Annotated in this window: 17 protein-coding genes and 2 rRNA genes; 18 read left to right on the top strand and 1 reads right to left on the bottom strand. The window is 64.7% G+C overall.

Annotation, left to right across the window (positions count from 1 at the left end):
- Positions 1 to 24: 24 nt before the first annotated feature.
- On the bottom strand, positions 25 to 1,965 hold the full coding sequence (locus E0E18_RS01220; RefSeq protein WP_130839129.1) for a hypothetical protein: 1,941 nt from the start codon (positions 1,963 to 1,965) through the stop codon (positions 25 to 27).
- A gap of 370 nt (positions 1,966 to 2,335) precedes the next feature.
- Here E0E18_RS01220 and infC point away from each other — a divergent pair, with 370 nt between their 5' ends.
- From infC to E0E18_RS01310, 18 genes are all read left to right on the top strand, one after another.
- Positions 2,336 to 2,857, top strand: coding sequence for a translation initiation factor IF-3 (gene infC / locus E0E18_RS01225; protein ID WP_078057418.1), 522 nt, complete (start codon positions 2,336 to 2,338; stop codon positions 2,855 to 2,857).
- Between the two features lie 60 nt (positions 2,858 to 2,917).
- On the top strand, positions 2,918 to 3,112 hold the full coding sequence (gene rpmI / locus E0E18_RS01230; protein WP_066588773.1) for a 50S ribosomal protein L35: 195 nt from the start codon (positions 2,918 to 2,920) through the stop codon (positions 3,110 to 3,112).
- A 58-nt stretch (positions 3,113 to 3,170) separates the two neighbouring features.
- The gene (rplT, locus tag E0E18_RS01235; protein ID WP_130839130.1) at positions 3,171 to 3,554 is read left to right on the top strand and encodes a 50S ribosomal protein L20; all 384 of its coding nucleotides are present in this window, start codon (positions 3,171 to 3,173) and stop codon (positions 3,552 to 3,554) included.
- A gap of 101 nt (positions 3,555 to 3,655) precedes the next feature.
- Complete coding sequence (locus E0E18_RS01240) at positions 3,656 to 4,591, top strand: TrmH family RNA methyltransferase (protein WP_130839131.1); 936 nt, start codon at positions 3,656 to 3,658, stop codon at positions 4,589 to 4,591.
- A gap of 100 nt (positions 4,592 to 4,691) precedes the next feature.
- On the top strand, positions 4,692 to 5,714 hold the full coding sequence (gene pheS / locus E0E18_RS01245) for a phenylalanine--tRNA ligase subunit alpha (RefSeq protein ID WP_130841109.1): 1,023 nt from the start codon (positions 4,692 to 4,694) through the stop codon (positions 5,712 to 5,714).
- Between the two features lie 110 nt (positions 5,715 to 5,824).
- Entirely contained in the window at positions 5,825 to 8,401 is a 2,577-nt protein-coding gene (gene pheT, locus E0E18_RS01250) for a phenylalanine--tRNA ligase subunit beta (RefSeq protein WP_130839132.1), read from the top strand.
- A 71-nt stretch (positions 8,402 to 8,472) separates the two neighbouring features.
- Positions 8,473 to 9,495, top strand: a complete 1,023-nt coding sequence (gene argC, locus E0E18_RS01255; protein WP_110481476.1) for an N-acetyl-gamma-glutamyl-phosphate reductase — start codon at positions 8,473 to 8,475, stop codon at positions 9,493 to 9,495.
- Between the two features lie 47 nt (positions 9,496 to 9,542).
- Positions 9,543 to 10,721 (top strand): bifunctional glutamate N-acetyltransferase/amino-acid acetyltransferase ArgJ, encoded by a 1,179-nt coding sequence (gene argJ / locus E0E18_RS01260; RefSeq protein WP_130841111.1) that lies wholly within the window; start codon positions 9,543 to 9,545, stop codon positions 10,719 to 10,721.
- A gap of 18 nt (positions 10,722 to 10,739) precedes the next feature.
- A complete protein-coding gene (gene argB / locus E0E18_RS01265; protein ID WP_066588753.1) occupies positions 10,740 to 11,675 on the top strand; it encodes an acetylglutamate kinase in 936 nt (311 codons plus the stop codon).
- Positions 11,668 to 12,840, top strand: coding sequence for an acetylornithine transaminase (locus E0E18_RS01270; protein ID WP_066588750.1), 1,173 nt, complete (start codon positions 11,668 to 11,670; stop codon positions 12,838 to 12,840). The genes argB and E0E18_RS01270 overlap by 8 nt, the downstream gene beginning before the upstream one ends.
- Positions 12,841 to 12,848: 8 nt before the next feature.
- Complete coding sequence (gene argF / locus E0E18_RS01275; protein ID WP_066589938.1) at positions 12,849 to 13,757, top strand: ornithine carbamoyltransferase; 909 nt, start codon at positions 12,849 to 12,851, stop codon at positions 13,755 to 13,757.
- Entirely contained in the window at positions 13,742 to 14,272 is a 531-nt protein-coding gene (gene argR, locus E0E18_RS01280; protein ID WP_130839133.1) for an arginine repressor, read from the top strand. Before argF ends, argR begins: the two co-directional genes overlap by 16 nt.
- 41 nt (positions 14,273 to 14,313) lie before the next feature.
- Complete coding sequence (locus tag E0E18_RS01285; RefSeq protein ID WP_066588744.1) at positions 14,314 to 15,516, top strand: argininosuccinate synthase; 1,203 nt, start codon at positions 14,314 to 14,316, stop codon at positions 15,514 to 15,516.
- 17 nt (positions 15,517 to 15,533) lie between these two features.
- The gene (argH, locus tag E0E18_RS01290; protein ID WP_130839134.1) at positions 15,534 to 16,973 is read left to right on the top strand and encodes an argininosuccinate lyase; all 1,440 of its coding nucleotides are present in this window, start codon (positions 15,534 to 15,536) and stop codon (positions 16,971 to 16,973) included.
- A 101-nt stretch (positions 16,974 to 17,074) separates the two neighbouring features.
- Positions 17,075 to 17,257, top strand: a complete 183-nt coding sequence (locus E0E18_RS01295; RefSeq protein ID WP_066590249.1) for a Trm112 family protein — start codon at positions 17,075 to 17,077, stop codon at positions 17,255 to 17,257.
- The gene (gene tyrS / locus E0E18_RS01300) at positions 17,227 to 18,525 is read left to right on the top strand and encodes a tyrosine--tRNA ligase (protein ID WP_066590251.1); all 1,299 of its coding nucleotides are present in this window, start codon (positions 17,227 to 17,229) and stop codon (positions 18,523 to 18,525) included. Before E0E18_RS01295 ends, tyrS begins: the two co-directional genes overlap by 31 nt.
- Positions 18,526 to 18,913: 388 nt before the next feature.
- Positions 18,914 to 20,432 (top strand): 16S ribosomal RNA (locus E0E18_RS01305).
- A gap of 326 nt (positions 20,433 to 20,758) precedes the next feature.
- Positions 20,759 to 23,833: ribosomal RNA gene (locus E0E18_RS01310) — 23S ribosomal RNA — on the top strand.
- Together the 16S and 23S rRNA genes form the textbook arrangement of a ribosomal RNA operon.
- Positions 23,834 to 23,918: the final 85 nt, after the last annotated feature.

The following is a 23,918-nucleotide window of genomic DNA, read 5'->3' on the forward strand; positions in this document are numbered from 1 at the left end:
CAGGGGACGGGACTCAGATCGGGTTCAGCTCGCCGGTGATGCCGGAGGAGTGTGTTCCTGTTCTGCCCGCCGCCCGCCGCGTTCCCGGAACGCGGCGCAGACGAGGAGTATCAGGCCGCAGAGGATGAATGCCGCCACCTGGATCAGACCGTCGAGTGTGGAGAGATCGAAGAGGACGAGTTTCGCCGTCGCCAGGGCGGTCACCCCCAGGCCGGCGGTGGCGTCCACCCGGGTCAGCAGGTACACCCCGGTGAGCATCCACAGGACGGACACTGTGAGGTGGCCGACCATGAACGATGTTCCGGTGTCGGTGAGGGTGCGTGCGATGAGGGGAAGTGCAGAGGACCCGGCGACAAGCAGAACACCGGCGACGACGGCAGCGGACGTCTGTGTCAGGTGCAGCGGAATCGCCCGGCCGAGTACCAACCCCGCGAGGGGAAGGTAGAGCAGGGCGGGGAGCCACGTGAACTCCCCGACGTAGCCGGCGGCAGGGTCCCAGGCGGGGATCAGGAGGGGGACAGACACGAGGAGTGTCCACACACCGAGGACCCTGTAGAGGGCGGACGGAAGAGGTGGGGTGAACCACATCATCGCCGCAAGCAGAGCAATGAGCAGCAGTGGCCACCAGAACTGCGCGGTACTGACGTAGAGGACCGTCAGTGCCAGCGTGGTCGCCGCTGTCCCTGTGCAGAAACCGGTTCTCATGCTGTCGGCGACAGCAGCGGGAACCTGGGGCAGGGGAGGTGGAGGCCAGCCAGGATACGGTGGGAGCCCCGGCGTCGCGGGGGCGGGAGCAGGAGGGGGAGCCGGCGTACCGACTGCGGGGGCGGGCAGGTAGGCAGGTGGGTGGCCCTGTGCGTTGTCTCGTGAGCGGCCGGGTGTCGGTGCGGGCAGCCGTCCGCTCAGGTCAGCAGGGGCCTGCGAAGGTGGGTAGCCGGGGTAGAAGACGGGAACGCCCGGGGCGCGGCGAGCGGGCCCGACAGGGCGGGCGGGGGCAGTGAGTGCATCCCGGTGGGTGAGCTCCCGGGCGACAGGCACCGCGCAGGTGAGGACGGCGACCCCGAGCGCACACCAGGCTGCGGCCGGAATCCCGCCGGTCCCCCTGCCGACGGGGTCCGGGTCCGGGTACAGCAGCAGGGCGGCGACCGGAACCGCCGAAGCCGGGATCCAGCGCGTGAGGAGAGAAGCGACGACGGCAGTGGACGCCGAACCGTACTTTCCTGTCACCCCGGCCAGTGCGACGACACCGACCCCCGTGATCGCCGCCGCAGTCGTGACAACCGTCGCACCGGTGAGCGAAATACCCAGCGGGGCAGAAGAGATCCCCGTCATGAAGACCACTGCAGCGACGGCATCGACGGCGATCCACGCGCGACGTAGAGCACTTGTCCATCCGGCCAGTCCAAGCAGGAGGAGACCTCCGGCGCCCGCGACGGAGTGACTGCCTTCCAGGGCGATCACGGATGTGAGGATGGTGAGGGACGGGACACCTGCGGCGAGCAGGACGGCGGCGAGCCACTGACGGTCCCACACGCGGGCGATTCCGAGTGCCAGAACGGCAGCTGCTGTCGTCAACGAAGCGGCGGTACCTGTGCTGAACCACTGGAGCCCGAGGGCCATGATCATGATGACCGCGTAGAGCCCCAGCACACCGGCGGTCAGCACGGCAGGGGCCACGGGGCCCTGCGGAGCCCTGACGTGGACTGCGAGGGCGGCACCGGTGAGTGTCAGTGACAGAACCGTGGCCATGACCACGGCGACATCTGCCTCGATCCACTGCTGGTCGACTGCCTGGACAGTGAGGAAAACCAGGCCGATCACGAGAAAGGTCGCGCCCAGCCAGGAGATGGCCCCGGTGACGGCGTCTCTGGTGGCAGGGGGCTCGGGCGGAGATCCGGGTTCTCTGTCACGATCTCTGTCCCCGGGCCCCCCGGGCCGTCCCCAGGTGCCGTCGTTTGAGTTCATGAGGCAAAGTTACCTGAAAGACAGGTAAGCGGTCCATGGTCCGTCGTGTCGTCCCGCCCACACCGTCCATGCGGGGGAAGTCGGGGAGACGGGGGCGGTTTGGTCTGTCCTGATACGGCTGCTACACTCCTGGTTACTACCGCCTGTCATCTCTGGCAGGCTGCAAGTGGAGCATCTCCCACCTGGAACCGCCGCGAGGAAGGGTCCGGGTCATATCAGCTGTTGCTCCGTCGTCTGTGGTGGACGGCGGACCACAACTGTCTGACGTGCGGCGTCGATGACACCGTGGGGGATCCATGGGGACGTGTCACGTCCGCACACACTCGCAGTACGCGGTACACGTTTCTACCACTGCTACTGAGGAGTTCTCATCAGCGCTCAAGCTCGCATCAACGACCGGATTCGCGTTCCCGAGGTTCGGCTCGTCGGACCGGGTGGCGAACAGGTCGGTATCGTCCGAATCGACGATGCACGCAAGCTGGCCTATGACGCCGACCTTGACCTCGTCGAAGTTGCCCCGAACGCCAAGCCGCCCGTGTGCAAGATCATGGACTACGGCAAGTTCAAGTACGAACAGGACCAGAAGGCCCGCGAGGCCCGCAAGAACCAGCAGCAGACCGTGGTCAAGGAACAGAAGTTCCGCCCGAAGATCAGCGACAACGACTACGAGACCAAGAAGGGTAACGTCGTCAGGTTCCTGGAGAAGGGGTCCAAGGTCAAGGTGACCATCATGTTCCGTGGTCGGGAGCAGTCCCGTCCGGAACTCGGTTTCCGGCTGCTGGAACGTCTGGCCGAGGACGTCAAGGACTACGGCGTCATCGAGACCCGAGCAAAGCAGGACGGACGCAACATGACGATGGTGCTGGGCCCGGTCCGCAAGGGCAAGAAGTAGCCTTCCGCCACGCCACCCGTGCCCAACGGTACGGGCGCAACGAGAATTTAAGGATCCACGATGAAGCAGAAGACCCACAAGGGCACCGCCAAGCGCATCAAGGTCACCGGTTCCGGCAAGCTCCGTCGCGAGCAGGCCAACCGCCGCCACCTTCTCGAGGGCAAGCCCTCCACCCGCACCCGTCGCCTGAAGGGCACCACCGACGTGTCCGGTGACGACACCAAGCGCATCAAGCGACTTCTGGGCAAGGCCTGAGAGCGCCTGCACCCCCTGAACCCGACTACCGTCAATTAGTTTGTAAAGGACGTCCATCATGGCACGTGTCAAGCGCTCTGTGAACGCTAAGAAGAAGCGCCGCGAAATCCTCAACGAGGCTTCCGGCTACCGGGGCCAGCGTTCCCGCCTCTACCGCAAGGCCAAGGAGCAGGTCCTCCACTCGAAGACCTACGCCTTCCGCGACCGTCGCGCCCGCAAGGGTGAATTCCGTAAGCTCTGGATCCAGCGCATCAACGCCGCCGCCCGGGCCAACGACATCACCTACAACCGTCTCATCCAGGGTCTGCGACTCGCCGGCATCGAAGTTGACCGGAAGAACCTTGCGGAGCTCGCAGTCTCCGACGAGGCCGCTTTCGCCGCTCTCGTCGCCGCCGCGAAGGCAGCCCTCCCCGAGGACGTCAACGCTGCAGTCGCCAAGTAGCGACTCAGGGACGTCCGCACCCGGACGCCACGCCCGACCGCACCGGCCGTTCCCACGGGCGGTGCGGTTTCCGCGTCCGGGGGCCCGATAGACTCGAGCACATGACCGACAGCCCGTCCTCACCCTCGTCCGCGACCCGCCCTCCGGTTCCGGGGTTCCCGGCGTCCCCCCTCTGCCGGGACTGGCGCAGCCGCACCGGTGACGAACCGTTCACGGAGCGCACCCCCCGGATCGTCTCCGCAGCCAAGCTCCACCGGGCGGCGGCACGCCGGAAGGCCGGAAGGTTCCTCGCCGAGGGGTCGAATGCCGTGACCTCGGCCCTGAGCTACGGAACAGTGGTCGAGGTCTTCGCCACGGAAGACGCACTCGCGTCCTTCGGGGAGGAACTCGACAGCTTCGAGGGCGACGGAGACGGAGGCGTCCGCGTGCATCTCATCACGGACCGGGCAGCCCACGCCCTCAGCGAGTCGGTGACAACCACCGGCCTGTTCGCACTGTGTGCGTCACAGCTTGTCGACCTCGGGGAGGTCCTGGACCGCGGCGACCGGGCCGGTGACGGGAGCGTCCTCGCGGTCGCGGTGGAGACATCCGAGCCGGGGAACGCAGGTGCCCTCATCCGGGTCGCGGACGCCACCGGTGCCGTGGGCGTCATTTTCGCGGGGGAGACCGTGGACCCGCAGGGGGGTAAGGCGGTCCGGTCATCGGCGGGCTCCCTCTTCCACCTTCCTGTGGCGAGGTCCACCGGTGTGCCGGAAGTCATCGACAGGCTCCACGACCACGGTTACCTGGTCCTGGCGACCTCGGGGGACGGCGATGTGACCCTGGACGAGGCTTCGGTTTCGACGGACGGCGCGCAGCCTCTTCTCCGGCAGAAGATCGCCTGGCTGTTCGGCAACGAGGCCCACGGTCTGGGGCACTGGCAGGACCTGGCAGACATCCGGGTGCAGATCCCCATGCACGGCCGGGCAGAGTCCTTCAACCTCGTCACCGCCGCGGTTGTCTGTCTCTACGAGACCGGACGTGTCGCCCGGGTGTGAACGGCCGGCCTCCGGGTTGCTAGGATTGTCTTCCGGCTGTTGACCATTTTCAAGGACTATCGACGAGCGTGAGGTGCAGCAGGTGGCTGACGGGGTAGACATGAGCGAAGCAGGCCTGGCGGCCGCAGCGGACGTGGCGGTCCAGGCATTCGCCGGGGCGACCGACCTGGACCAGCTTCCTGAACTGCGGCGGGCACACCTGGGGGACGACGCACCCGTGCCGGCGGCGCGCCGCAGTCTCGGCAGTCTGCCCAAAGAGGAGAGGAAGGACGCGGGAAGGCTGGTCAACCAGGCCCGCGGCCGGATCGAGAAAGCCTACAACCAGGCGAAGATCCGCCTCGAGGAGAAGCGCAACGCCGAAGTGCTCGCAGCGGAGCGCATCGACGTGACGATGCCGACGACCCGTGGTCAGCGGGGCGCCCAGCATCCGATCACGATCCTCTCGGAGCAGATCGCCGACATCTTCACCGGGATGGGCTGGGAGATCGCCGACGGACCGGAGATCGAGGCTGAGTACTACAACTTCGATTCCCTCAACTTCCTGCCGGACCACCCGGCGCGTACGCTCCAGGACACTTTCCATGTCGCACCGGAGAACTCCCGTCAGGTCCTCCGCACCCACACTTCACCGGTGCAGATGCGGACCATGCTCTCCCGTGAGGTGCCCATCTACATCGCGTGCCCCGGCAGGGTCTTCCGCACCGATGAACTGGACGCCACCCACACCCCGGTCTTCCACCAGGTCGAGGGTCTGGCCGTCGACCGGGGGCTCACCATGGCCCATCTGAAAGGCACCCTGGACCACCTCGCCCGAGTGCTGTTCGGTGAGGACGCCAGGACCCGTATCCGGCCCAACTACTTCCCGTTCACCGAGCCCTCGGCTGAGGTTGACGTGTGGTTCCCCGACAAGAAGGGGGGAGCTGGTTGGATTGAATGGGGTGGTTGCGGAATGGTCAACCCGAATGTCCTCACCGCAGCGGGAATTGACCCGGAGGAGTACTCCGGGTTCGCGTTCGGGATGGGCATCGAGCGCACCCTGCAGTTCCGTAACGGGCTTCCGGACATGCGTGACATGGTGGAAGGTGACGTGAGGTTCACCGAGCCTTTCGGCATACGGGGCTGAGAGGCGGTCTCCTCCCTGACCGCCCCTCCACCGCCATCCACCTCCCGTTGTTCCCCGACTGTTTTTCTCCCGCCCCTTCCCCCATTTCTCAAGGAACCGAGTAACACCCCATGCTGATTTCCCAGGACTGGCTCACCCGTCTGCTCCGGACCTCCACCGCGCCTTTCTCCGTCACGAGCGAGGAGATGGACGCCGGATTCGTCCGGGTCGGTTTCGAGACCGAGGGTTTCAGGCACATCGAGAGATCCACCGGGCCCGTCGTCTTCGGCAGGGTCGTGGACTTCGAGGAGCTGGAAGGTTTCAAGAAGCCGATCCGGTACTGCGAGGTCGACGTCGCTGACGCGAACGGTACCGGCGAGCCGCAGCACATCATCTGCGGTGCGAGGAACTTCCGGAAGGGGGACACTGTCGTGGTGTCCCTGCCGGGGGCTGTACTGCCGGGTGGTTTCGAGATCGCGGCCAGGAAGACCTACGGCAAGGTGTCCGAGGGGATGATGTGCTCTGCCGCGGAGCTGGGGCTGGCCTCGGTGCAGACGGCGGGGATCATCGCTCTGCGGGGTGCGGAGGCCGCTGACCCCCGGATCGTGGTCGGGCAGGACGCCCGGGGCTTCCTCGGTCTCGATGACACGGTGTTCGAGGTCAACATCACCCCGGACCGGGGATATGCGCTGTCCGCCCGTGGGCTCGCCAGGGAGCTTGCCAGCTCTTTCGGCCTGACCTACCGGGATCCGGCCCTGGATCCGGCGGCGGCGGCACTGCCGACAGATCTTCTCGCGGGACTGCCGTCGTCGTCGGCCCCCGGTGCCCTTCCTGCCGTGACGGTGGACCCGGACACGAAGGCGTCGCGGTTCGGCATCCGTGGGGTCACGGGCATCGATCCGACGGTGGAGTCCCCGTACTGGATGCAGCGTGAACTGCTCCTGTGCGGTCAGCGTCCGGTCAATGCAGCCACCGACGTCACCAACTACGTGATGTTCCTCCTCGGGCAGCCCATGCACGCGTTCGACGCCGGGCGGATCACCGGTGACCTCCACCTCCGTCGTGCCGCGGCGGGAGAGAAGCTCACCACCCTGGACGGGGTGGAGCGGACCTTGTCGCAGGAGGATGTCGTCATCTGCGACGCGACCGGTATCCAGTCGCTCGCCGGTGTGATGGGAGGGTCCACCTCGGAGATCACACCGGACACCACCGACGTCTACTTCGAGGCCGCGCACTTCGACCAGATCACCGTGGCGAGGACGTCACGGCGTCACAGGCTGTCGTCGGAGGCGTCCCGCAGGTTCGAGCGCGGGACTGATCCCGCCACGGTGGAGGCTGCACTGGATTTCGCGGTCGCCCTGCTCAGCCGTATCGCCGGCGGGACGGTGATGCCCGGGTCGACGATCGTCGGCGGTGTTCCGGAGATGCCCGTCATTGCGATGCACACCTCGGCACCCGGACGGACCGCGGGGATGGTCTACCCCTCCGGCACCACGGTCGGGCGTCTCACCGAAGTCGGCTGCTCCGTGACCGCCACCGGCGAGCGGGACTCCAACGGTGCGATGGCGATCGAGGTGACGCCCCCGACGTGGAGACCCGATCTGACGATGCCGGCGGACCTGGTCGAGGAGGTCCTCCGGCTGGAGGGGCTCGGCAAGATTCCTTCTGTGATCCCCACGGCCCCTGCGGGCAGGGGACTGACCCCCAGGCAGAGGATGCGCCGGGCGGTCGGGCATGCCCTGGCGTGGAACGGCTGGCTGGAGATCCTTCCGGGGCCCTTCATCCCCGACAACACCTTCGACGTGTGGGGGTTGGACGCCGATGACCCCCGCCGCAACGCGGTACGGGTCCTCAATCCCCTGGAGAGCGACGTCTCAACCATCGGGACGACTCTTCTGCCGTCGATGATCGACTCGCTGCGCCGTAACATCACCCGGGGACAGAAGGACCTCGGACTGTTCGGTGTGGAGCAGGTGACTCTGCCCACGGAGACCTCGGGTGTGTCTCCGATGCCGTCGACGTCGGGTCGTCCGTCCGAGGAGGAGATCGCGGCCCTGGCGGCGTCCCTTCCCCGGCAGCCGTTGCACGTGTCCGTCATCGCCGCCGGGGCCCGTGAACTCCAGGGAACCTGGGGCCCGGCCCGGCCCTACACCGCTGCGGACGCCTTTGAAGCGGCCAGGGTCATCGGCCGGGCGGCAGGGGTCGACGTCAGTCTGCGCAATGCCGCGTACCTGCCGTGGCATCCCGGTCGGTGCGCCGAGATCCTTGTCGAGGGCGATGACGGTCCCGTGGTCGTCGGACATGCCGGTGAGCTGCATCCCCAGGTGTGTGAACGGGCGGATCTTCCGCCGCGGACTGTCGCGCTGGAGATCGACCTGGATGCCGTACCTACACGTCCCCGGTTCCCCCGGCCGGTTCTGTCACCGTTCCCTGCCCTCTACCAGGATGTCGCGGTGGTCGTCGACGAGACGACTCCGGCGGCAGATGTGGAGGCTGCTCTGGTGGAAGGCGCGGGAAGCCTGCTCGAGTCCCTCAGGCTGTTCGACGAGTACCGTTCCGACACCCTCGGTGAGGGTAAGAGGTCGTTGACCTATTCGCTGCGGTTCCGGGCGCCGGACCGGACCCTTACCGAGGACGAGGCGTCCAGGGCGAGGGAGGCAGCTGTCGCCTCGGCGGCGCAGAAGGTCGGCGCGGTACTGCGGGCCTGACCCGCAGATTGCATAAAACTCGGAATAGTGCATAACTTGCGCTCTGCGGCCGCCGGGGGCATACTGACACGATGATTTCGATCGCAGTGGCCGGCGCCAGCGGATACGCCGGCGGAGAGGCACTCCGCCTGCTCCTCAGTCACCCCGGGTACAACCGGGACTTCACCATCGGAGCACTCACCGGGGCATCGAACTCCGGGGAACGCTTCGGTTCCCTGGTCCCCGGACTTCCGCAGCTCGCGGACCGCATCGTCGGAGACACGACCGCCGAAGTGCTGGCCGACCATGATGTCGCCGTCCTCGCACTTCCGCACGGGGTCTCCTCCTCCCTCGATCTGGGGGACACGAAGGTCCTCGACTGCGGGGCAGACCGCAGACTGGTCTCCAGGGAGGACTGGGACGCCTACTACGGCGGTCCCTGGCCGGGCAGCTGGCCCTACGGGATCCCCGAGCTTCCCGGTAACAGGGACATCCTGGCCCGCGCGACCGGCGTCGCCGTGCCCGGATGCTTCCCCACCGGGGCGACACTCGCGCTGCTGCCCGCCATGCACGCCGGACTGATGAGCCCGGCGGTCTCGGTCGTCTCCGTCACCGGCGTGACAGGGGCGGGAAAGAAGGCGACCGTGAGCATGCTCGGCGGCGAGACCATGTCCAACCTGCGGGCCTACAAGGTCGGCACCCACCGCCACACCCCCGAGATGGCGCAGAACATCCGTCGGGTGCTTCCCGAAGGCATGCACAGCGGTGACGTCCACGTGACCTTCACCCCGGTCCTCGCCCCCCTGCGACGGGGAATCCTCACCACCGTCACCGCCCGGGCACGCGGCACCGCCGCGGAGATCCGCGAAGCCTACCGGGACTTCTGCGCGGCCGAACCCTTCCTGCTGCTGCTCCCGGAGGGAGAGCAGCCGGAGGTCCGTAACGTGGTCGGGACGAACATGTGCCACCTGCAGGTCACCGTCACCGACGGGGTGGTGGTGGCCACCAGTGCGATCGACAACCTCACCAAGGGGACCGCGGGAGCTGCAGTGCAGTGCCTCAACATCATGCAGGGCTGGGACGAGACCGCAGGTCTTCCCATGTCAGGTCTGTGACCGGACAGGTGACCGACATGACAACCGCAACAGACGGAGCAGAGACAATGACAGAACAGACCACCGGAGTGACCGCAGCGTCGGGATTCCGGGCAGCAGCGACGACCGCGGGAATCAAGCCGTCCGGTAAACCGGACCTGGCCCTGGTCGTCAACGAAGGGCCCGAGTACACCGCAGCTGCAGTGTTCACCCGGAACAAGGTCTTCGCCTCACCGGTGAAGTACACCCGCGCGCACAACGACGGCACCTTCCGTGCCGTGATCCTCAATTCGGGCAACGCCAACGCCTGCAACGGTGCACAGGGTGACCGTGACGCCGAAGCCACCGCCGCGGCGGTGGGGGAGGCGCTCGGCGTCCCGGCGTCCGAGGTCGCGGTGTGTTCCACAGGTCTCATCGGAGACACACTCCCGATGGACAAGCTGCTGGCCGGGGTCGCCACGGTCACCACCGCGGTGAAGGAACCTTCGGCGGGTTCCCGGGAGGCGGGTCTTGCGGCGGCGACCGCGATCATGACCACTGACACTATCGTCAAGCAGGCGGTGTACCACGGTGACGGCTGGACGCTGGGAGGCATGGGCAAGGGTGTGGGCATGATGGCCCCGTCCCTGGCCACCATGCTGGTGGTGCTCACCACCGATGCGCATGTCGATGATCCGGCGCCCTACCTCAGCTCGGCGGCAGAGGTCACCTTCGACTGCATCGACATCGACGGTTCCACGTCCACGAATGACACCGTGATCCTCATGGCCAACGGGGCGTCGGGGGTCACCCCGTCGGAGGGGGAGTTCCGGGACGCGGTCCATCAGGTCTGCCTCGATCTCGCCCGCCAGCTCCAGGGGGACGCCGAGGGCGTGACCAAGCGCGTCACCGTGACCGTCACCGGCACAGCCACCGACGGGGACGCCAAGACAGCGGCACGTGTCCTGGGTCGTGACAACCTCTTCAAGTGCGCCATGTTCGGTTCGGACCCGAACTGGGGGAGGACGCTCGCAGCCGTGGGCATGGCCCCGGTGCCCATGGACGCGGAGAAGATCTCCGTCAGCTTCAACGGGCACCCCGTCTGCGTCGACGCCACCGGTGCACCGGGGGCACGTGACGTAGACCTCTCAGGACCGGACATCGACGTCCACGTGGACCTGGGCACAGGAGGTCCGGGGCATGCCACGGTCTGGACCACGGACCTCTCCCACGAGTACGTCCACATCAATTCCGCGTACAGCTCCTGAGCGGAAGGACAGGACCCCATGACTGAAACCGCACCAGAGAAGGTCGTCTACCGCGGCGTCACCGAGCTTTCGCCGGCGATCCGCGCAGACGTCCTCGCCGAAGCTCTGCCCTGGCTGCTGCACTACCGCGGGAAGATCGTCGTCGTGAAGTACGGCGGAAATGCGATGGTGGACGACGACCTCAAGGCCGCCTTCGCCGCCGACATGGCGTTTCTCCGCACCGTGGGCGCACACCCCATTGTCGTCCACGGCGGTGGACCCCAGATCACCGAAATGCTCGACAAGGTCGGGCTCGAGGGCCGGTTCATCGGGGGGCTGCGCTACACGACCCCGGAGACCATGGAGTACGTCCGCATGGTCCTGTTCGGGAAGGTCGGCCGTGAACTGGTCAACCTGATCAACCAGCACGGTCCTTTCGCTGTCGGCACCTCGGGTGAGGACGCCGGGCTCTTCACCGCGGTGAAGAAGAACGTCGTCGTCGACGGCGAGGAGATCGACCTCGGCCGGGTGGGGGACATCGCGCAGGTGGACGCCACAGCGCTGATGGACCTCATCGACGCCGGCCGGATCCCGGTCGTCGCACCGTTCGCCCCCGACGAAGACGGCAACGTGTACAACATCAACGCCGACACCGCGGCCGGTGCCCTTGCCGCCGCCGTCGGTGCCGAAAGGCTCGTCATCCTCACCAATGTCGAGGGGCTGTACACGGACTGGCCGGACAGGGGGTCACTGGTCTCGCGTATCGCGCCTGCTGAACTGGAGAAGATCCTCCCCGGTCTCGACGCCGGCATGATCCCCAAGATGGAGGCCTGCCTGTCCGCGGTGCGCACCGGTGTCTCCGCCGCCCACGTCATCGACGGACGTGAACGGCATTCCGTGATACTCGAACTCATGACTGAAGGCGGTATCGGAACGATGATCGCCCCTGACGACTGGGAGTCGCCCAATGCCTGACAACCGGACAAATGACTGGAAGACAGCCTGGGAGGCCGCGGTCATGCCGACCTACGGCACCCCGGCGATCGAACTTGTCTCGGGAAAGGGGTCCCGGGTCACGGATTCCGAGGGAAGAGAGTACATCGACCTGCTCGCCGGTATCGCCGTCAACGCCCTCGGTCACGCGCACCCCGCGGTGGTCAGGGCGGTGTCGGAGCAGATCGCGACCCTCGGCCACACCTCCAACATTTTCGCGCACCCCCAGGTCATCGCCCTGGCCAACAAGCTCCGCGGGCTCATCTCCCCGGACGCCCACGTGTTCTTCTCGAACTCCGGAGCGGAGGCCAACGAGGCTGCGTTCAAGACCGCCCGCCTGACCGGCAGGTCACGGATCCTCGCCGCCGAGCACGGTTTCCACGGCCGGACCATGGGATCACTGGCGATGACGGGGCAGCCCGGTAAGCGGGCCCCGTTCGAGCCCATGCCGGCCGGAGTGGAGTTCTACCCCTACGGTGACCTGGACGCCCTGCGCGAGCTCATCCTCGTCGCCCCGGACGACACCGCCGCGGTCATCCTCGAGTCCGTGCAGGGGGAGACCGGTGTGGTACCGGCCCCGGACGGGTTCCTCACCGGGGTCCGCGAACTCTGCGACGAGTTCGGCGTCCTCATGATCGTCGACGAGGTCCAGGCCGGCATGGGCAGGACCGGCCGGTGGTTCGGCTACCAGGTCGAGGACGTCCTCCCGGATGTCGTCACCCTGGCCAAGGGGCTCGGCGGTGGTCTCCCGATCGGAGCCTGTGTCGCCGCCACACCCGCCGGCCAGCTGCTGTCGGCGGGCCAGCACGGGTCCACGTTCGGCGGTAACCCGGTCTCCTGCGCCGCCGGCAATGCCGTGATCGACACCGTCATCGCGGAGAACATCCTCGACAACGTCAACCGGCAGGGGGAGTACCTGCGCACCGCCCTCGGCGACCTGGACGCCGTGGACCATGTCCGCGGACGTGGCCTGATGCTGGGGGTGGTCCTGAGGGAACCTCGCCCGGGTTTCACGGCCCGTGCACTGGAGGCAGGTCTCCTGCTCAACCAGCCGGCGGAGGATGTCCTCCGGCTCGTCCCGCCCCTGAACATCACCGACACCGACGTCCGTGAGGCCGTCGCCGTACTCAAGGAGCTGCTCAAGTGAACTCCCCCGTGGAATCCGCGCCCCACCACATCTTCGCCGACGATTCCTTGTCCGTCGCGGAACAGGCAGAGGTCCTGGAACTGGGCCTGGAGATGAAGCGCAACCCGATCCGGAAGAGCCTGGAGAACAGGTCGGTGGCGATCCTGTTCGACAAGACCTCCACCCGTACCCGTTTCTCCTTCGACGTCGGCGTCCACCAGCTCGGAGGGCACCCCATTGTCGTGGACTCCGGCAAGTCCCAGATGGGCAAGAAAGAGTCCTACCAGGACACCGGAGCGGTGCTGTCACGGTTCGTCGACGCGGTGGTCTGGCGCACCGGTGCCCACCAGAACCTCCACGACATGGCGGAGACCGCCACAGTTCCGATCGTGAATGCCCTGTGCGACGACTTCCACCCCTGCCAGATCCTCGCCGACCTCCTGACGATCAAGGAGAAGAAGGGGGACCTGCGCGGTGTGAAGGCGGTGTACCTGGGTGACGGCGCCAACAACATGGCGAACTCCTACATGCTCGGCTTCACCACCGCCGGGGTCGACATCACCATCGCCGCCCCGGAGGGTTTCCAGCCGGAGCAGCGGTTCATCGACCGGGCGAAGCTCCGCGCCGACGAGACCGGTGCGACCCTGCGGGTCATCGGGGAACCGGATGTCACCGGGGCAGATGTCGTCATCACCGACACGTGGGTGTCGATGGGGATGGACGCCGACCGTGACACCACCGCCCTGCGCCGCTTTCAGGTGGACGAGGCACTGATGTCCAACGCCGCCCCGGACGCGGTGTTCATGCACTGTCTGCCCGCCTACCGTGGATCAGAGGTCACCGCCGGCGTCATCGACGGACCCCGGTCCGTGGTCTTCGACGAAGCGGAGAACCGGCTGCACGCACAGAAGGCACTGCTCGAATGGCTGTTCCGCTGACCCGTTCCGCGCGGCAGGACCTCATCGCCAGGTTGATCGAGACCCACCGCATCCCCAGCCAGCGACACCTCCTTGAACGCCTCGAGGCGGAGGGGGTGGAGACGACCCAGGCGACGCTGTCCCGTGACCTGGTCGACCTCGGGGCGAGGAAGGTCCGCTCCGGTGGCCGCGCCTTCTACGCCCTGGGTCCACAGGAGAGCGAGTTCACCGCCGATGTTCCCGCGAAGCTGCGCCGGGTGCTCGGAGAGCTTCTCGTCGGTACGGACTGGTCCGGGAACACCGCTGTCCTGAGGACACCTCCGGGTGCCGCCCAGTACCTGGCCAGTGTCGTCGACAGGTCCGCGCTCCCCGAGGTCGTCGGTACGCTGGCGGGCGACGACACGGTCTTCGTGCTCGCCAGGGAGCCGGCCGACGGCAGACGGCTGGCTGAACGACTGTCCCACCTTGCCCGGCCTCCTGCCGACCGTCCCTCCGGGGACCGGCCCTCCGGAAACCGGTCCGGCCCCACTCTGTAGAATTCCCCCGACAGAACATCCCTGAAAGGATCACGAAGATCATGACCGACCGCGTCGTACTCGCGTATTCCGGTGGCCTCGACACCACCGTCGCCATCCCCTACCTCAAGAAGATGACCGGTGGTGAGGTCGTCGCGGTCTCCATCGACCTCGGCCAGGGCGGCGAGGACATGGAGTCCGTGCGTCAGCGGGCCCTCGGCGCCGGTGCCGTCGAAGCCGTCGTCGTCGACGCACGCGACGAGTTCGCCGACAACTACTGCCTGCCCACCATCAAGGCCAACGGCATGTACATGAAGCAGTACCCGCTGGTCTCCGCCATTTCACGGCCGCTGATCGTCAAGCACCTCGTCGAGGCAGCCAAGGAGCACGGCGGCACCCACGTCGCCCACGGCTGCACCGGCAAGGGCAATGACCAGGTCCGGTTCGAGGTCGGATTCATGGACAACGCCCCCGACCTGAAGATCATCGCACCGGCCCGCGACTACGCGTGGACCCGCGACAAGGCCATCGCCTTCGCCGAGGAGAACAACGTCCCGATCGAGCAGTCGGCGTCCTCCCCGTTCTCCATCGACCAGAACGTCTGGGGCCGTGCCATCGAGACCGGCTACCTCGAGGACCTGTGGAACGCTCCGACGAAGGACATCTACGCCTACACGGAGGAGCCCTCCCTGGGCCAGGCCCCCGACGAGGTCGTGATCTCCTTCAGGGCCGGCAGGCCGGTGGCCATTGACGGACGTGAGGTCACAGTCCTCCAGGCCATCGAGGAGCTCAACCGCAGGGCGGGGGCACAGGGTGTCGGGCGCCTCGACATGGTCGAGGACCGGCTGGTCGGCATCAAGTCCCGTGAGATCTACGAGGCACCCGGTGCGATCACCCTCATCACCGCCCATGAGGCGCTGGAGGACGTGACCCTTGAACGGGAGCTCGCCCGGTACAAGCGGGGCGTGGACGCGGAGTGGTCCAACCAGGTCTACGACGGTCTCTGGTTTTCCCCGCTGAAGCGTTCGCTGGACGCCTTCATCGAGTCCACCCAGGAGCACGTCACCGGTGACATCCGTCTGGTCCTCCACAACGGTTCGATCCAGGTCAACGGCCGGCGTTCGGAGGAGTCCCTGTACGACTTCAACCTCGCCACCTACGACACCGGTGACACCTTCGACCAGACCCTGTCCAAGGGCTTCGTGCAGCTTCACGGCCTGTCCTCGAAGATCGCGAACTCCCGCGACCGTCGCTTCAGCAAGTAAGGGAGCGGGACGGCAACATGACGGAGATCCAGAAGCACGCCACCAACCAGGGGGCCCTCTGGGGCGGCCGGTTCGCCGGCGGTCCCGCCGAGGCCATGGCGGCCCTGAGCAGGTCGACCCAGTTTGACTGGGTGCTCGCCCCGTACGATGTGCTGGCCTCGAAGGCGCACGCCAGGGTGCTGCACCGGGCCGGTCTGCTCACTGACGAGGACCTCGCGACGATGCTCGACGGGCTCACCCGCCTGGGTGAGGACGTGGCTTCCGGTGCTTTCGTCCCCGACCCGGATGACGAGGACGTCCACGGTGCAATGGAACGCGGACTGATCGAGAGGGTCGGGCCGGAGGTCGGCGGCCGACTGCGGGCCGGTCGGTCACGCAACGACCAGGTCGCCACGTTGTTCCGGATGTGGGTCCGGGACGCGGTCCGGGAAGTGACCGACGGGGTGCTCGACGTGGTCGACGCCCTGGTGTCGCAGGCCAGGTCGCACCCGGACACGATCATGCCGGGAAAGACCCACTTCCAGGCGGCGCAGCCGGTGCTGCTCGCGCATCAGCTGCTGGCTCACGCCCAGCCCCTGCTGCGTGACGTGCAACGGTTCCGGGATCTGGACCGTCGGCTGGCGGTGTCACCCTACGGTTCCGGTGCACTGGCGGGTTCCTCTCTCGCGCTCGACCCGGAGGCCATCGCCGCTGAGCTGGGCTTCGACTCCGCCGCCGACAATTCGATTGACGCGACGAGTTCCCGGGACTTCGCCGCGGAGACTTCCTATGTTCTCGCGCAGGTGGCCATCGACCTGTCCCGTCTCGCCGAGGAGATCATCGCCTGGGCGACCCCCGAGTTCGGGTACGTGACACTGGCGGACGAGTGGTCGACCGGATCGTCGATCATGCCGCAGAAGAAGAACCCCGATGTCGCCGAACTGATGAGGGGCAAGACCGGCCGGCTCATCGGCGACCACACGGGGCTGCTGGCCACCCTGAAGGCCCTGCCGTTGGCGTATGACCGTGATCTTCAGGAGGACAAGGAGCCGATTCTCGACGCCGTGACACAGCTGCACCTCCTGCTGCCTGCGATGAGCGGCCTGGTCTCAACCCTCACCTTCCACCCTGAGCGTCTGCGTGAGCTGGCCCCGGCCGGCTACACGCTGGCCACCGATCTGGCCGAGTGGATGGTCCGTCAGGGGGTGCCGTTCCGCGAGGCGCACGAGGCCTCGGGGCAGTGTGTCCGCATCGCCGAGACCAGGGGGGTCGGTCTGGCGGATCTCACGGACGAGGAGCTCGCAGGGGTGGATCCGCGGCTGACGCCCGAGGTCCGCTCCGTGCTCACTGTCGAGGGCGCGGTGGCGTCCCGGTCGACCCGCGGGGGGACCGCCGGTGTGAGGGTCGCCGAGCAGCTCGGCCGTGTCGTGGACGCGGTGGCGCAGGGTCGGCGGTGGGCGGCTGCGCCGTTGCGGTGACAGTGCCGCCTGCCCGGCTGGCTCGGTGATCCGCCGGCCTGCCGGACAGGTGGTGGGACCGGTGGTCAGCTGCGCGCCGGCGAGCGGATAGACTTGCCGTCATGATCGATCCCCGTCTTCTTGAGATTCTCGTGTGCCCCCAGGACAAGAAGCCCCTGGAGGAGCACGGGGACTATCTGGTCAATCCCCGCCTCAACGTGGCGTATCCCGTGCAGGACGGTATCCCCGTCCTGCTCGCCGATGAAGCAGTCGCATGGCCGGTATCTCAGGAAGGACAGCAGTGAACGACCACGGTACGAACATCATCGATGAGCTCGAGTGGCGGGGGCTCATCGCACAGTCCACGGACAGGGACGCCCTGCGCGGGCAGCTCGCCACCCCGACCACGGCCTACGTGGGGTTCGACCCGACGGGTCCTTCACTGCACGCGGGGCACCTTGTTCCGCTGCTGATGCTCGCGAGGCTGCAGCGTGCCGGACACACCCCGATCCTGTTGGCGGGTGGGGCGACCGGCATGATCGGTGATCCGCGTGATGTCGGTGAGCGGTCGATGCTCTCGGCGGAGACGGTGGCGGACAATGTTGAGCGCATCAGGGGACAGCTGGCGTCATTCGTGTCCTTCGAGGGGGACAATGCGGCTGTCATGGTCAACAACATGGACTGGACCGGGTCCATGTCGGTCGTGGATTTCCTCCGGGACGTGGGGAAGAACTTCAGCCTGAACACCATGCTGTCGCGGGACACCGTCAAGCGTCGGCTGGAAGGTGACGGTATCTCCTACACGGAGTTCTCCTACATGCTGCTGCAGGCCAACGACTACGTCCAGCTCCGCAGGAGTTTTGACTGCCGTCTCCAGATCGGCGGTTCGGACCAGTGGGGCAACATCGTCTCCGGGGTGGACCTGAACCGGCGGGTGGACGGCGAGACCGTCCACGGACTGACTGTCCCCCTGGTCACCGATTCGGAGGGACGGAAGTTCGGCAAGTCCACCGGAGGCGGCAAGCTCTGGCTCGATCCGGAGTTGACCAGCCCCTACAGCTGGTACCAGTACTTCCTCAACGCCGCCGACGCCGATGTCATCCGCTACCTGCGGTGGTTCACCTTCCTCGGCAGAGAGGAACTGGACCGTCTCGCGGTGGAGGTCGACGAGCGGCCGTTCCGTCGCGAGGCGCAGCGGACCCTGGCCCGGGAGATGACCGCGCTGGTCCACGGTGAGGACGCGGTGAAGAAGGTCGAGAAGGCCTCTGAGGCGTTGTTCGGCAAGGGGGACCTGGCCGATCTCGACGAGAAGACCCTGTCCTCGGCGCTGGCGGAGACGGAGATCGTCGAGGTGGGTGAGGACGCCACGATTCTTGACCTGCTGGTCGAGGTGGGCCTGGAGAAGACCAGGGGAGCGGCACGTCGCACGGTGTCCGAGGGCGGTGCCTACGTCAACAATGTGCGTGTGTCGGAGATCGACTGGAGTCCTGCCGCTGAGGATCTGATTCACGGCTCGTGGCTGGTTCTGCGCAAGGGCAAGAAGCGGTTCGCGGGTGCCAGGGTCGTGCGTTGACGGCCACGGGCTGACGGTGGTTGGCCCGTGGTGAGCGCGTGATTTGCCCTCTGACGCCGGGGTGTGTAGATTTGTCGGGGTTGCCACGGGAGGCCGGGACAGTGTTCCGGTCCGGTTCGTGGTGTGCGGTTGTTGTTTGAGAACTCAATAGTGTGATGAACCAAGTTTTTACAAGTCGCAGATGATGCAGACGGTTCGGATGGTCCCGGCAAGTGGGTGACTGCTTGTTAAATATGGATCTTTTGTTTTCTGTCTGTTGGTTTTTGTGACCTGCGTGCGGTCCCGGTCCCCCGACCGGGGTTGTGCGTGGATGTCCGGTTTTTGTGCCGGATGTCAGCAGTTCAGTTTTTTGTTGTGCCGGTGACGGCTCTTTGTAGGGTTTGTTGCTTTTATGGAGAGTTTGATCCTGGCTCAGGACGAACGCTGGCGGCGTGCTTAACACATGCAAGTCGAACGGAAAGGCCCTGCTTGCAGGGTACTCGAGTGGCGAACGGGTGAGTAACACGTGGGTGATCTGCCCTGCACTTCGGGATAAGCCTGGGAAACTGGGTCTAATACCGGATAGGACCATCGTTTAGTGTCGGTGGTGGAAAGTTTTTTCGGTGTGGGATGAGCTCGCGGCCTATCAGCTTGTTGGTGGGGTAATGGCCTACCAAGGCGTCGACGGGTAGCCGGCCTGAGAGGGTGGACGGCCACATTGGGACTGAGACACGGCCCAGACTCCTACGGGAGGCAGCAGTGGGGAATATTGCACAATGGGCGCAAGCCTGATGCAGCGACGCCGCGTGGGGGATGACGGCCTTCGGGTTGTAAACTCCTTTCAACCATGACGAAGCTTTCGGGTGACGGTAGTGGTAGAAGAAGCACCGGCTAACTACGTGCCAGCAGCCGCGGTAATACGTAGGGTGCGAGCGTTGTCCGGAATTACTGGGCGTAAAGAGCTCGTAGGTGGTTTGTCGCGTCGTCTGTGAAATTCCGGGGCTTAACTCCGGGCGTGCAGGCGATACGGGCATAACTTGAGTGCTGTAGGGGAGACTGGAATTCCTGGTGTAGCGGTGAAATGCGCAGATATCAGGAGGAACACCGATGGCGAAGGCAGGTCTCTGGGCAGTAACTGACGCTGAGGAGCGAAAGCATGGGTAGCGAACAGGATTAGATACCCTGGTAGTCCATGCCGTAAACGGTGGGCGCTAGGTGTGGGGGTCTTCCACGACTTCTGTGCCGTAGCTAACGCATTAAGCGCCCCGCCTGGGGAGTACGGCCGCAAGGCTAAAACTCAAAGGAATTGACGGGGGCCCGCACAAGCGGCGGAGCATGTGGATTAATTCGATGCAACGCGAAGAACCTTACCTGGGCTTGACATACGCCGGATCGCCGCAGAGATGTGGTTTCCCTTGTGGCCGGTGTACAGGTGGTGCATGGTTGTCGTCAGCTCGTGTCGTGAGATGTTGGGTTAAGTCCCGCAACGAGCGCAACCCTTGTCTTGTGTTGCCAGCACGTTATGGTGGGGACTCGCGAGAGACTGCCGGGGTTAACTCGGAGGAAGGTGGGGATGACGTCAAATCATCATGCCCCTTATGTCCAGGGCTTCACACATGCTACAATGGTCGGTACAGTGGGTTGCGATGCCGTGAGGTGGAGCTAATCCCTTAAAGCCGGTCTCAGTTCGGATTGGAGTCTGCAACTCGACTCCATGAAGTCGGAGTCGCTAGTAATCGCAGATCAGCAACGCTGCGGTGAATACGTTCCCGGGCCTTGTACACACCGCCCGTCACGTCATGAAAGTTGGTAACACCCGAAGCCGGTGGCCCAAACTCGTTAGGGAGCCGTCGAAGGTGGGATCGGCGATTGGGACGAAGTCGTAACAAGGTAGCCGTACCGGAAGGTGCGGCTGGATCACCTCCTTTCTAAGGAGTTTTTTTGGTTTGTTTCCGCGTGTCCGGGTCTCGGGTGCGTGTGAGTGTTTTTTCCGGGTGGATGATTGTCCGGTGTGTGTCGTGTGTGGCTTGTGGGTTGCCGTTGGTGGTGGCCGGGTTTGGTTTGTCATGGTGTTGGGTGTCTGGGACAGCGACGTTGTCGTGTGTTCTTGGTGCGGGTGTCTTGTGTGCTGGTCGTGGTGTTGTGCTGCGGGTGGTGTGTGGGGTGCCTGGTGTTGTTTGAGAACTGTATAGTGGACGCGAGTATCTTCTTTTGATGCAATTTTGCGTGTGTCGTTTTGTGCGGCGCAGTTGTGTGTGAAGTGTGTGAAGGGCGTACGGTGGATGCCTTGGTACAGTGGGCCGATGAAGGACGTGGGAGACTGCGATATGCCTCGGGGAGTTGTCAACTGAGCGTTGATCCGAGGGTGTCCGAATGGGGAAACCCGGCCGTGGTTGTGTGCGGTCACCTGCCGGTGAATGTATAGCCGGTGTGGAGGTTACGCGGGGAAGTGAAACATCTCAGTACCCGTAGGAGAAGAAAACAATAGTGATTCCGTGAGTAGTGGCGAGCGAAAGCGGATGGTGGCTAAACCGGTGTGCGTGTGATACCTGTCAGGGGTTGCGTGTGCTGGGGTTGTGGGGTCTTGTGTGACTGGTCTGACAGCTGGTCGCCCGGGTTGCGTGTGCTAGCGGAAGTGGTTTGGAATGGCCTGCCGTAGACGGTGAGAGTCCGGTACGTGAAAGCATGTGTGGTCGGGTTGCGAGTGTCCCCGAGTAGCAGCGGGCTCGTGGAATCTGCTGTGAATCTGCCGGGACCACCCGGTAAGCCTGAATACCCGTTGTGACCGATAGCGGATAGTACCGTGAGGGAATGGTGAAAAGTACCCCGGGAGGGGAGTGAAATAGTACCTGAAACCGTGCGCCTACAATCCGTCAGAGCCTTTCGGGGTGATGGCGTGCCTTTTGAAGAATGAGCCTGCGAGTCAGCGGCACGTCGCGAGGTTAACCCGTGTGGGGTAGTCGTAGCGAAAGCGAATACTAACGAGTGTGTTGTAGTGGCGTGTCCTGGACCCGAAGCGGGGTGATCTACCCATGGCCAGTGTGAAGCGACGGTAAGACGTCGTGGAGGCGCGAACCCACTTAGGTTGAAAACTGAGGGGATGAGTTGTGGGTAGGGGTGAAAGGCCAATCAAACTCCGTGATAGCTGGTTCTCCCCGAAATGCATTTAGGTGCAGCGTCGTGTGTTTCTTGCCGGAGGTAGAGCTACTGGTTGGTTTAGCGGGACTATCATCTTAGCGACATCAGCCAAACTCCGAATGCCGGTAAGTGAGAGCGCGGCAGTGAGACTGCGGGGGATAAGCTTCGTGGTCGAGAGGGAAACAGCCCAGATCGCCGGCTAAGGCCCCTAAGGGTGTACTAAGTGGAAAAGGATGTGGGATCGCGAAGACAGCCAGGAGGTTGGCTTAGAAGCAGCCATCCTTGAAAGAGTGCGTAATAGCTCACTGGTCGAGTGGTCCTGCGCCGACAATGTAGTGGGGCTCAAGTACACCGCCGAAGCCGCGGAACTCTGCACGTGTGTGCGGGGTTGGTAGGGGAGCGTCGTGTGGCCGGTGAAGGTGCGGGGTGACCCAGTGCTGGAGGCTATGCGAGTGAGAATGCAGGCATGAGTAGCGAATGATGAGTGGGAAACTCATCCGCCGGATGACCAAGGGTTCCTGGGTCAAGTTGATCTTCCCAGGGTGAGTCGGGGCCTAAGGCGAGGCCGACAGGCGTAGTCGATGGATAACGGGTTGATATTCCCGTACCCGTGTGTGTGCGATCATGGTGAATCGGTGATACTAACTGCCCTGAAGCTGTCAGGTCACGTCTTTGGCGTGGTGTGGTGGTGGATGCGTGGGACCTGAGCCGGTAGTAGTCAAGTGATGGGGTGACGCAGGAAGGTAGCCGAGCCACTTAGTGGATTGTGGTGTAAGCGTGTGGCCCGAGTCCCAGGTAAATCCGGGGCTTGTGTGGGTGAGGCGTGATGCGTACCCGTTTGCGGGGATGTCGGTGATCCTATGCTGTCGAGAAAAGCCTCTAGCGAGTGCATGTACGGCCCGTACCCCAAACCGACACAGGTGGTCAGGTAGAGAATACTGAGGCGATCGGGTGAACTGTGGTTAAGGAACTCGGCAAAATGCCCCCGTAACTTCGGGAGAAGGGGGGCCCGTGCTGGTGGCAGGACCGTGCGTTCTGGAGCTGGTGTGGGTCGCAGAGAATAGAGGGAAGCGACTGTTTACTAAAAACACAGGTCCGTGCGAAGACGGTAAGTCGATGTATACGGACTGACGCCTGCCCGGTGCTGGAAGGTTAAGAGGACCTGTTAGGGCTTTTGTCCGAAGCGGAGAATTTAAGCCCCAGTAAACGGCGGTGGTAACTATAACCATCCTAAGGTAGCGAAATTCCTTGTCGGGTAAGTTCCGACCTGCACGAATGGCGTAACGACTTCCCTGCTGTCTCAACCACAGGCCCGGCGAAATTGCAGTACGAGTAAAGATGCTCGTTACGCGCGGCAGGACGAAAAGACCCCGGGACCTTCACTATAGCTTGGTATTGGTGTTCGGTTCGGTTTGTGTAGGATAGGTGGGAGACTGTGAAGTGGCCACGCCAGTGGTTGTGGAGTCGTTGTTGAAATACCACTCTGATCGTATTGGATGTCTGAACCTCGGCCCATGATCTGGGTTAGGGACAGTGCCTGGTGGGTAGTTTAACTGGGGCGGTTGCCTCCCAAAGTGGAACGGAGGCGCCCAAAGGTTCCCTCAGCCTGGTTGGCAAACAGGGGTTGAGTGTAAGTGCCCAAGGGAGCTTGACTGTGAGACTGACAGGTCGAGCAGGGACGAAAGTCGGGACTAGTGATCCGGCACCGGCTTGTGGAAGCGGTGTCGCTCAACGGATAAAAGGTACCCCGGGGACAACAGGCTGATCTTCCCCAAGAGTCCATATCGACGGGATGGTTTGGCACCTCGATGTCGGCTCGTCGCATCCTGGGGCTGGAGTTGGTCCCAAGGGTTGGGCTGTTCGCCCATTAAAGCGGCACGCGAGCTGGGTTTAGAACGTCGTGAGACAGTTCGGTCTCTATCCGCCGCGCGCGTTGAAACTTGAGAAAGGCTGACCCTAGTACGAGAGGACCGGGTTGGACATACCTCTGGTGGGCCAGTTGTCACGCCCGTGGCATGGCTGGTTGGCTACGTATGGGAGGGATAACCGCTGAAAGCATCTAAGCGGGAAGCCTGTTTCGAGATGAGGTTTCGTGTGAGGTTCCCTGTAGACGACGGGGTTGATAGGCCGGATCTGGACAGTGTGTGAGCGCTGGAGGTGACCGGTACTAATTGGCCGAGTGCTTCACTTCTGATTGTGTGCGTGTGTTGTGTTGTTGTGAGGGTTTTTGCGTCCACTGTGCAGTGTCTGGAACGGCACCGTGTGCCCGGCTCCCT

This window comes from Corynebacterium neomassiliense (assembly GCF_900626215.1).
GTDB lineage: Bacteria > Actinomycetota > Actinomycetes > Mycobacteriales > Mycobacteriaceae > Corynebacterium > Corynebacterium neomassiliense.